At 70.3% G+C, this 10237-nt stretch carries 9 protein-coding genes; 2 read left to right on the forward strand and 7 right to left on the reverse strand.

From position 1 onward, the window contains the following. Nucleotides 1-132: 132 nt before the first annotated feature. Nucleotides 133-1191: a TerD family protein gene (locus ACIQE0_RS05755; RefSeq protein WP_402329345.1), complete on the forward strand. Its 1059-nt coding sequence runs from the start codon at nucleotides 133-135 to the stop codon at nucleotides 1189-1191. 106 nt (nucleotides 1192-1297) lie between these two features. On the opposite strand, the gene ACIQE0_RS05760 is transcribed toward ACIQE0_RS05755, so the two are convergent. The 6 genes from ACIQE0_RS05760 to ACIQE0_RS05785 all read right to left on the reverse strand — a co-directional run bounded on the left by ACIQE0_RS05760 (nucleotide 1298) and on the right by ACIQE0_RS05785 (nucleotide 5934). Further along, nucleotides 1298-2035, reverse strand: coding sequence for a Tellurium resistance (locus tag ACIQE0_RS05760; RefSeq protein ID WP_384099760.1), 738 nt, complete (start codon nucleotides 2033-2035; stop codon nucleotides 1298-1300). A gap of 102 nt (nucleotides 2036-2137) precedes the next feature. After that, on the reverse strand, nucleotides 2138-3277 hold the full coding sequence (locus ACIQE0_RS05765; RefSeq protein ID WP_402329347.1) for a DUF475 domain-containing protein: 1140 nt from the start codon (nucleotides 3275-3277) through the stop codon (nucleotides 2138-2140). Nucleotides 3278-3483: 206 nt separating this feature from the next. Further along, complete coding sequence (locus tag ACIQE0_RS05770; RefSeq protein WP_366337032.1) at nucleotides 3484-4059, reverse strand: TerD family protein; 576 nt, start codon at nucleotides 4057-4059, stop codon at nucleotides 3484-3486. 114 nt (nucleotides 4060-4173) lie between these two features. After that, nucleotides 4174-4749 (reverse strand): TerD family protein, encoded by a 576-nt coding sequence (locus ACIQE0_RS05775; RefSeq protein ID WP_366337034.1) that lies wholly within the window; start codon nucleotides 4747-4749, stop codon nucleotides 4174-4176. A gap of 155 nt (nucleotides 4750-4904) precedes the next feature. Beyond that, nucleotides 4905-5363: a peroxiredoxin gene (locus tag ACIQE0_RS05780; protein ID WP_366337036.1), complete on the reverse strand. Its 459-nt coding sequence runs from the start codon at nucleotides 5361-5363 to the stop codon at nucleotides 4905-4907. A 148-nt stretch (nucleotides 5364-5511) separates the two neighbouring features. Then, entirely contained in the window at nucleotides 5512-5934 is a 423-nt protein-coding gene (locus ACIQE0_RS05785; RefSeq protein ID WP_366337038.1) for a DUF3052 domain-containing protein, read from the reverse strand. Nucleotides 5935-6450: 516 nt separating this feature from the next. On the opposite strand from ACIQE0_RS05785, the gene aceE reads away from it, so the two are divergent. Further along, complete coding sequence (gene aceE / locus ACIQE0_RS05790) at nucleotides 6451-9198, forward strand: pyruvate dehydrogenase (acetyl-transferring), homodimeric type (protein ID WP_366337040.1); 2748 nt, start codon at nucleotides 6451-6453, stop codon at nucleotides 9196-9198. A 98-nt stretch (nucleotides 9199-9296) separates the two neighbouring features. On the opposite strand, the gene ACIQE0_RS05795 is transcribed toward aceE, so the two are convergent. After that, a complete protein-coding gene (locus ACIQE0_RS05795; protein WP_366337042.1) occupies nucleotides 9297-9713 on the reverse strand; it encodes a peptidase inhibitor family I36 protein in 417 nt (138 codons plus the stop codon). Nucleotides 9714-10237: the final 524 nt, after the last annotated feature.

The following is a 10237-nucleotide window of genomic DNA, read 5'->3' on the forward strand; positions in this document are numbered from 1 at the left end:
GTCTGTGGGGTGCGCGAAAGTTCCCGCCGGCCGGAAATCCGCGTCCCGCCGACGTGGCCGGCCGGTGTCCGGGAGGGGCCGCACCCGGCCCCCGCGTTGTGGCCGCCACCAGTGGGAAGGCAGGATTGCCGCATGACGCACGCGATGCTGAAAGGGTCGAACGTACCCCTCGACGCCACGGCCGTCCGGGCCGTCCTGCGCTGGACGCCGGGCGCCGGTGTGCCGGACGTCGACGCCTCGGCCCTGCTGGTGGGGCCGGACGGACGCGTGCGCTCCGACGAGGACTTCGTCTTCTACAACCAGCCGCGGCACCCCAGCGGCCTGGTCCGGCACCTGCCCAAGACCCGGCTGTCCGACGCCCTCACCGACACCATCGAGGCGGAACTGGCCCAGCTGGACGCCTCGGTGGCGCGGGTGGTGCTCGCCGCCTCCTCCGACGGCGGCCCGTTCGCCGGCGTGAGCGACCTGCGGGTGCTGCTGTACGACGCGGCGGCGGACGGCGCCGAGCCGCTCGCGGTCTTCGACGTGGTGCCCGACACGGGCGAGGAGACCGCGCTGATCTGCGGGGAGCTGTACCGGCGCGGCGAGGGTTGGAAGTTCCGGGCCCTGGGGCAGGGCTACCAGAGCGGACTGGTCGGCCTGGCCACGGAGTTCGGCATCTCGGTGGACGAGAACGAGGGGGGCGACGGGGCCGCCGACGAGGGCTCCGCCGCCGGCCGGACGGCCCCCGGGGCGGCCGTCCCCGAGCCGCGGGCGGAGGACCCCACCACGGCGGTCGAGCGCCCCGCGGACGTACCGCCCGCCCCCGCCCCGGCCACCCCGGTCTCACCGCCGCCCGGCGCCTGGCCCGAGGAGGCCACCGCACCACCGGCCGGCGCCCCGCGGACCGACCCGGAGGCGGTGACCCAGCACGTCCCGGACGGGATGCCGGAGCCGTTCTCCGCCGCCCCGCTGCCCTCCCCGCCCACCGGCGGCTACGGCTACCCGGCCGACGTCCCGCCCCCGCCGCCGCAGCCCCCGGCCTACGGCTATCCCGGCCCGCCGCCCCAGGCGCCCGGCTACCCGCCCCAGCAGCCGCCCGCCCCGGCGTACGGCTACCCGGGCCCGCCGCCCCAACCGCAGCCGCAGCCGTTCGTCCCCGACCCCTCGTTCGTACTGCCGCCCCAGGGGCCGCAGTTCCAGCACCGCTGACGCACCGGAGGCGGCCGGGCCGCGGGGGCGTTGCGCACGTCCCCGCGGCCCGGCCGCCGCGTCCGTCAGATGCCCGCCGTGCGCGGGCCGGTCGTGAAGTCCCGCTTCAGACCTTGGACTTGTAGCCCCGTCCCCACTGGAGCCCCCAGCCGTAGAGCCGGTCCAGCTCGGCCTGGAAGCCGTAGACGTACTTCACCTCGCGGCGCACCGTCAGGCCGTCCTTGCCGTTCTCCAGCATGAAGACGGCGCAGGAACGGGCCTGCGGGGCCCGCTCGTCCAGCTTGACCTCGACCCGCGGCCCGCTGCTCGGGTAGAGGGTCACCACCGCGTGCGTGCGGTCGAACGCCGGGGTCCCGTCGTAGATGTAGACGAAGATCAGCATCCGCTTTATCTCGTCGCGGTGGTCCAGATTGATGTAGAGCGTCTCGCCGGACCCGGAACCGAACCGGTCGTCGCCGCTGAGCTTGATGTACGGCGAGCCGTTGAGGTCGCCGAGGAAGTCGCCCAGCGGCTGCACCACGCCCTTGGTGCCGTCCTTGAGCTCGTACAGGCAGGCCAGATCCAGGTCGACGTTGACCACGGCCTGGCCCTGGGCCTGGACGATCTCCGGCTTGAACAGCCGGCTCGGATTCCGCAGCAGGCTGCCGGAGCGCTGCCCCCCGCGCTCGCCGAAGTCCGAAGTCCGCATCTGCCAGCTCAGGTTGACCCGCAGATGCCCGGCGGCCGCTCCCTGCTTCGTCAGCGAGACGACCGGATTCCGCTTCGTCAGCTCGACGACGTACGACGCGCCACCGCCGTCGAACTTCGGCGCGTTGCTACGCCACAAGTTCCCCAGGAACGACACCTTGCCCACCCCATCGCTATGGCCCCAGACCCAGTACGGGGCGGCCGCTGGGTGTCTCCCCGATGGCCGCCCCGCACAAAGCGTTCCTCATTCAGAGGCCCGTCACACTCCGGATGTCACTTCCGGCTGCGACGGGACCTCCTGGCCCGGTTTGCCCTCCCGTCGGTTGCGCAGCACCGACGAGCCGAAGGAGAGCGCGATCAGCACCACGCCGATCAGGCCGGTGACGACCTCGCTGACCTCGAACCGGATCGTCACGAGCAGGATGACGCCCAGGGCGCCGATGGCGTAGTGGGCGCCGTGCTCCAGGTAGACGTAGTCGTCCAACGTCCCCTTGCGGACCAGGAAGACGGTCAGCGAGCGGATGTACATCGCGCCGATGCCCAGACCCAGCGCCATCTCGAAGATGTCGTTGGTGATGGCGAACGCGCCGATGACGCCGTCGAAGGAGAACGAGGCGTCGATGACCTCCAGGTAGAGGAACATGAAGAAGGCCGCCTTGCCGGCCAGGCCCACCGCGGAGCCGGCGCCGGCGCCCTTCTTCTCCACCGCGGTCGCCGCGGCGCCGTCCTCGTCCTCCGCCTCGTCGTCCTCCAGCCGGCCCTCGAAGTAGCCGGAGACCCCGCCGACGACGAGGTAGGTGATCAGGCCCGCGATGCCGGAAAGCAGGACCGTGACGGTCTTGTCGGCGCCGCCGTGCGCGGCGTGCGGCGCCAGCGTCAGGGCGCTCACCAGCAGGACGACCAGGGCGACGATGACCGAGAGGGTGTCGAGCTTGCCGATCCGGGCCAGCGGCCTCTCGATCCACGACAGCCAGGCGTGCTCGCGGTGCTCGAAGAGGAAGTCAAGGAAGATCATCAGCAGGAAGACACCACCGAAGGCCGCGATGGCCGGGTGGGCGCTGGTGACCAGTTCCTGGTAGTGGGCCTTGTCGTTGACGGCGAGTTGGACCGCCTCGATCGGCCCCAGCTTCGCGGTGACCGCGACGATGACGACCGGGAACACCAGCCGCATGCCGAACACCGCGACGAGGATGCCGACCGTGAGGAAGATCCGCTGCCAGAAGGCGTTCATCTTGCGCAGGATGCCCGCGTTGATGACCGCGTTGTCGAAGGAGAGCGAGATCTCCAGGATGGAGAGGATCCCCACGATCGCGAGGCCCTGCCACCCCCAGAGCACGCCGGCCAGACCGAGGCCGAGCACCGTGATGGCGAACGACCAGCCAAACGTTTTCAGGAGCACTGCCCTACCCAATCCTTAGCTGTGAGGGTCCCCCGCGCCCGTGCGCGGCGCTTTGCGAAACGTTGACCGAATTCTAGAGCTCCCGCTCGCCGTCCGGGGCGGTCGGCCCCCAATCGGTCGGAGAACCGCAGGTCCCGGGCCCCGGCCGGCCGCGACGGCCCGGGCCGGACCCTGGCGGCGGGCGGACGGCGCCCGGGAGACGGCGCTCACTCGACGTCGACCCCGAAGTCCAGGGCGATACCGCGCAGCCCGGAGGCGTACCCCTGGCCCACGGCGCGGAACTTCCACTCGCCGTTGCGGCGGTAGACCTCGCCGAAGATCATCGCGGTTTCGCCGGCGGCGTCCTCGCTGAGGTCGTAGCGGGCGAGCTCGCCGCCGTCGGCCTGGTCGACGATCCGGATGAAGGCGTTGCCGACCTGGCCGAAACTCTGGCCGCGCAGATCGGCCTCGTGGATCGAGACCGGGAAGACGATCGCGTCCACCTCCGCGGGGACCCGGGTGAGGTCGACCAGGATCGTCTCGTCGTCGCCCTCGCCCTCACCGGTGAGGTTGTCACCGGTGTGCTCGACGGAGCCCTCCGGACTCGTGAGGTTGTTGTAGAAGACGAAGTACTCGTCCCCCAGCACCCGGCCCGACCCGCACAGCAGCGCGCTGGCGTCGAGGTCGAACGGTGCTCCCGTGGTGGACCGCGCGTCCCAGCCGAGGCCCACGGCGATCTGGGTGAGGTTCGGCGCGGCCTTGGACAGGGAGACGTTGCCTCCCTTGGCGAGCGTGACGCTCATGGTGTGGTTCCTCCCCGGTGTCGGTGCGGGGCACCGCCGGCGCCCCGCAAACGCGTCCGGCGCCGCACTCCCCGGACCGGGGCGTACGGCGCCGGACACGGCAGCGTCGTGCGGTCAGACGTTGACGCCGAAGTCCTGCGCGATGCCGCGCAGGCCCGAGGCGTAGCCCTGACCGATGGCACGGAACTTCCACTCCGCGCCGTTGCGGTACAGCTCACCGAAGACCATGGCGGTCTCGGTCGAGGCGTCCTCGCTCAGGTCGTAGCGCGCCAGCTCCTTGCCGTCGGCCTCGTTGACGACGCGGATGTAGGCGTTGCGCACCTGGCCGAAGCTCTGCTGGCGGGTCTCGGCGTCGTAGATCGACACCGGGAACACGACCTTGTGGACGTCGGCGGGGATGCCGGCGAGGTTCACCTTGATGGCCTCGTCGTCGCCCTCGCCCTCACCGGTGGTGTTGTCGCCGGTGTGCTCCACCGAGCCGCAGGGGCTCTTGAGGTTGTTGAAGAACACGAAGTTCTGGTCGTTGGCGACCTTGCCCTGGTCGTTCGTCAGCAGGGCACTGGCATCCAGGTCGAAGTCGGTACCGGTGGTGGTACGCGCGTCCCAGCCCAGACCGACGAGAACGGCGGTCAGATTGGGGGCTTCCTTCGTCAGCGAGACGTTGCCGCCCTTGCTGAGGCTGACTCCCACGAGTCCTCCCGTAGATTCGAGGGGTACGTCATGATGTGCGCCCCCATCGTGCATGGCATCGGATCAACGATCCGATCCTAGTGACGGGTTCCCGCCGCGCGCAGATATCGCGATCAGATCGCGACGCATGTCCGCCCGGCCGCCGCGCACACCGCTCAGAGCGCTTCGAGGGCCTTGACGTAGTCGTTCAGGTCGCGGGCGTCGGGCAGGCCGTTGACGACCGTCCAGCGCACCACGCCCTCCTTGTCGATGACGAAGGTGCCGCGGACCGCGCAGCCCTTCTCCTCGTCGAAGACGCCGTACGCCCTGGACGCCTCGCCGTGCGGCCAGAAGTCCGACAGCAGCGGGTACGTGAGCCCCTCCTGCTCGGCGAAGATCCGCTGCGAGAACGGGGAGTCGTTGGAGACCGCCAGCAACTGCACGTCGTCGTTGACGAACTTGGGCAGCTCGTCCCGGAGCGCGCACAGCTCGCCGGTGCACACACCGGTGAAGGCGAACGGGTAGAAGAGCAGGACGACGTTCTTCTCACCGCGGAAGTCGGAGAGCCTCACCAGCTCGCCGTGCTGGTTCTTCAGCTCGAAATCCGGAGCCTTGGTGCCGACCTCGATCGCCATGGGACTGCGTCCTTCCGCATCACTGACCACTCTGGACGCGACCACCCTACGCGCCCGCCCCTACGGCCGGCGCACCCCGTCTGAACTGCACCGAGCCCCTTCCGGAACGATCCGGAAGGGGCTCGGCGAGGAACGTCGGGTGGCGCGGTCAGCGCTTGGGCGAGATCAGCCGGCTGCCGGTCCAGTCCTTGCCCGCGTTGATGCTCCGGGTCTGGGACAGACCCGAGGTCTGCGCGGCCTCGTTGATGTCGCTCGGCTCGATGTAGCCGGTGCGCCCTGTCTTGGGCGTCAGCAGCCAGATCTGGCCGCCCTCATCGATCAGACCGATGGCGTCCACCAGCGCGTCCGTGAGATCACCGTCCTCGTCCCGGAACCACAGGACGACGACATCGGCGACGTCGTCGTAGTCCTCGTCCTCAAGTTCCTGGCCGATGATGGCCTCAATGCCTTCACGGAGTTCCTGCTCGACGTCGTCGTCGTAGCCGATCTCCTGGACCACCTGTCCGGGCTCGAACCCCAGCTTGGTGGCAGGGTTGGTCCGCTCCTCCGCGTGGTCCGCGGTCGCGCTCACGGATTGCCTCCTGTCGTCTTTCGGAAATAAGTCGGGGGCTCCGCGCGTGCGCGGAGCATTGGGCGTAGTCCACACGTGCCGGGCGGATCGCGCAAGTACCCGGCGATCGAGACCGCCGAAACGGTGACGCTCGACGGGCCCACCGGCACGTTCCCACCCCCACCAGGACACCATGAAGTGATACGCACCACAGCATTGTGCCGGGTATATGGGGTAGGGGGGAAGGAATGGCCCCCGCGCAGGGTATCGGAGCTTCTCGACTCCGCCGCCGGGCGCCGTCCGACCGCACGCCGGCGCGTTTCGAGATGGGCGTAAGGTTCGATTTGGCCGACCACAGGAATCGGCCCGCTCAGCGCCCTCTCTCAGCGGATGGTTACCCATCGGTAGAGGTGACGTAGCCCAGTGGCTCGGTACACGATGGAAGACGGCGCGACACACGGCACAGACAGCTTTCGTCCCCGTGCACAGCGGCAACAGCAGGCAGAGCACGATACGAACCGAACACGAAGGAACAGCGTGGCTTCCGGATCCGATCGAAACCCGATCATCATTGGCGGCCTTCCCAGCCAGGTCCCGGACTTCGATCCCGAAGAGACCCAGGAATGGCTCGACTCGCTCGACGCGGCCGTCGACGAGCGAGGCCGGGAACGCGCCCGCTACCTCATGCTCCGCCTGATCGAGCGCGCCCGCGAACGGCGCGTGGCCGTGCCCGAGATGCGCAGCACGGACTACGTCAACACCATCGCGACCAAGGACGAGCCGTTCTTCCCGGGCAACGAGGAGGTCGAGCGCAAGGTCCTCAACGCGACCCGGTGGAACGCCGCTGTCATGGTCTCCCGCGCCCAGCGCCCGGGCATCGGCGTCGGCGGCCACATCGCCACCTTCGCCTCCTCCGCCTCGCTGTACGACGTGGGCTTCAACCACTTCTTCCGCGGCAAGGACGAGGGCGACGGCGGCGACCAGGTCTTCTTCCAGGGCCACGCCTCCCCCGGCATCTACGCCCGCGCCTACCTGCTGGACCGGCTCTCCGAGAACCAGTTGGACGCCTTCCGCCAGGAGAAGTCCAAGGCTCCCAACGGGCTGTCCAGCTACCCGCACCCGCGGCTGATGCCGGACTTCTGGGAGTTCCCGACCGTCTCGATGGGTCTCGGCCCGCTCGGCGCGATCTACCAGGCCCGGATGAACCGCTACATGGAGGCCCGCGGCATCGCCGACACCTCCAAGTCGCATGTCTGGGCGTTCCTCGGCGACGGCGAGATGGACGAGCCGGAGTCGCTCGGCCAGCTGTCCATCGCCGCCCGCGAGGGCCTGGACAACCTGACCTTCGTCGTCAACTGCAACCTCCAGCGCCTGGACGGCCCGGTCCGCGGCAACGGCAAGATCATGCAGGAGCTGGAGTCGCAGTTCCGCGGCGCCGGCTGGAACGTCATCAAGCTGGTCTGGGACCGCAGCTGGGACCCGCTGCTGGCGCAGGACCGCGACGGCATCCTGGTCAACAAGCTCAACAGCACCCCCGACGGCCAGTTCCAGACGTACGCCACCGAGACCGGTTCGTACATCCGCGAGCACTTCTTCGGTGACGACCAGCGGCTGCGCGCCATGGTCGCGAACATGTCCGACGACCAGATCCTGCACCTGGGCCGCGGCGGTCACGACCACCGGAAGATCTTCGCGGCGTACGCGGCGGCCAAGGCCCACAAGGGCCAGCCGACCGTGATCCTGGCCCAGACCGTCAAGGGCTGGACGCTCGGCCCGAACTTCGAGGGCCGCAACGCCACGCACCAGATGAAGAAGCTGACGGTCGAGGACCTCAAGCGCTTCCGCGACCGGCTGCACCTGCCCATCCCGGACAAGGACCTGGAGGACGGCCTGCCGCCGTACTACCACCCGGGCCCGGACTCCGAGGAGATCCAGTACATGCACGACCGCCGCAAGGCGCTGGGCGGTTATGTGCCGACCCGGGTCGTGCGCGCCAAGCCGCTGGCGCTGCCCGGCGACAAGGCGTACGCCACCGCCAAGAAGGGCTCGGGGCACCAGAAGATCGCCACGACCATGGCGTTCGTCCGCGTCCTGAAGGACCTGATGCGGGACAAGGAGATCGGCAAGCGCTTCGTGCCGATCGCCCCGGACGAGTACCGCACCTTCGGCATGGACGCGTTCTTCCCGTCGGCCAAGATCTACAACCCGCTGGGCCAGGCCTACGAGTCGGTCGACCGCGAGCTGCTGCTGGCCTACAAGGAGTCGCCGACCGGCCAGATGCTGCACGACGGCATCACCGAGGCCGGCTGCACCGCGTCGCTGATCGCGGCCGGCTCCGCCTACGCCACCCACGGCGAGCCGCTGATCCCGGTCTACGTCTTCTACTCGATGTTCGGGTTCCAGCGCACCGGCGACCAGTTCTGGCAGATGGCCGACCAGCTCTCGCGCGGCTTCGTGCTCGGCGCGACCGCCGGCCGCACCACGCTGACCGGTGAGGGCCTCCAGCACGCCGACGGCCACTCCCAGCTGCTGGCCTCCACCAACCCCGCCTGCGTCGCCTACGACCCGGCCTACGGCTACGAGATCGCGCACATCGTCAAGGACGGTCTGCGGCGGATGTACGGCGAGACCGCCGACGGCCGGCCCGGCGAGGACGTCTTCTACTACCTGACGGTCTACAACGAGCCGATCGTGCACCCGGCCGAGCCGGAGGACGTCGACGTCGAGGGCATCCTCAAGGGTCTGCACCGGATCAAGCCGGGCGAGAAGGGCGAGCACCAGGCCAAGATCCTCGCCTCGGGCGTCGCGGTCCCGTGGGCCGAGGAGGCCCAGCGGATCCTCGCCGAGGAGTGGAACGTCAAGGCCGACGTGTGGTCGGCGACCTCCTGGAACGAGCTGCGCCGCGAGGCGGTGGAGGTCGAGGAGCACAACCTGCTCCACCCGGAGGAGGAGCAGCGCGTGCCGTACGTGACGCGCAAGCTCCAAGGCGCCGAGGGCCCGACGGTCGCGGTCTCGGACTGGATGCGGTCCGTCCCGGACCAGATCGCGCGCTGGGTACCGGGCACCTACCAGTCGCTGGGCGCCGACGGCTTCGGCTTCGCGGACACCCGCGGCGCCGCCCGCCGCTTCTTCCACATCGACGCCCAGTCGATCGTGCTGGCCGTGCTCACCGAGCTGGCCAAGGAGGGCAAGGTCGACCGCTCGCTGCTCAAGCAGGCGCTCGACCGCTACCGGCTGCTGGACGTGACGGCCGCCGACGCGGGTGAGGCCGGCGGCGACGCCTGACCTGCCCGCGGCCGACCGCCGCCCCCTCTCCCCCGCGCCCCCCGACCGGCGAAGCCCGCCGGTCGGGGGGCGCGGGGCGTCCGCCGTGGGCGGACGGCTCAGTGCTCCCACAGCTTGAACGCCCTTACCTGGTAGGGGGATCGGGGCACCCAGCTGCCACCGCCCGGGTAGGTGTCGAACTCCCCGGTCTCCTCGCAGACGTCGCTCTGGTACGTGGTGACCGGCCGGCCGGTGCGGTTGGCGAGCGAGGCGGCGGTCATACCCTTGGGCAGGGCCACGCAGCTCTCCATGTCGGTGCCGGACAGCTCGTGGACCTGCCGCCGGCCGCCGAATTCCGCCTCCGACCAGAGGCACAGCTGGCCGGCCGAGCAGTCGCCGGCCGCGGGGGCGCCGCCGCCGGTCGTGCGGGCGCTCGGTGCGCCCACGGCGGACGGGGTGACCAGCACGGCGGTCAGTGCGGCGAGGCCGGTGACGAACGCGGTGCTGCGGACGGTGCGGAACATGCGGTTGCGCATGGGAATCTCTCCCCCGGTGTCGTGGCCGTGGCGGGCCGCGCGGTCGCTGCGCGGGTCACGGCGGTGAGGTCCGCGGCGGGCGGGTGCCCACGGCGGGTTCGGGATCGAGCGTGCGGCGGAGCGAATGCCTCCGCCAAGGCCGTGGCGACGGCTCCACCCGGATCAGGTATGGGGATAACCCGTCGGGCTTCAACGCGCCCGCGACGGTGCGCCGTTGACGCCCGGGTCGTGCCGGGAGCGGGGTGCGGAAACCGTTCTCCCCTTACCCGGCAAGGGGATCGGGCGGCAGCGCCGGCCAGGAGGAGCGGACATGGCGCGGCGGTTCCCGGTTCGGGTCACCCGAATGAGGGATGCGGCCGCTGCCTGGAGGCCAAGTGCCGCCTGGGGAGGGGTGGTTGAGGGGAGAGGGCCGCACGCGACGGGGCGTTGACGCCCCAGAGCGGGGATGAGCGGCGGGTCGAGCATGGTCCGAGCACGTTGGGCCGGCGGACGACGGTCCCTCAGCAGGCCGATCGGCGGTCGGC

It is taken from the genome of Streptomyces sp. NPDC093097, assembly GCF_044754325.1.
GTDB lineage: Bacteria > Actinomycetota > Actinomycetes > Streptomycetales > Streptomycetaceae > Streptomyces.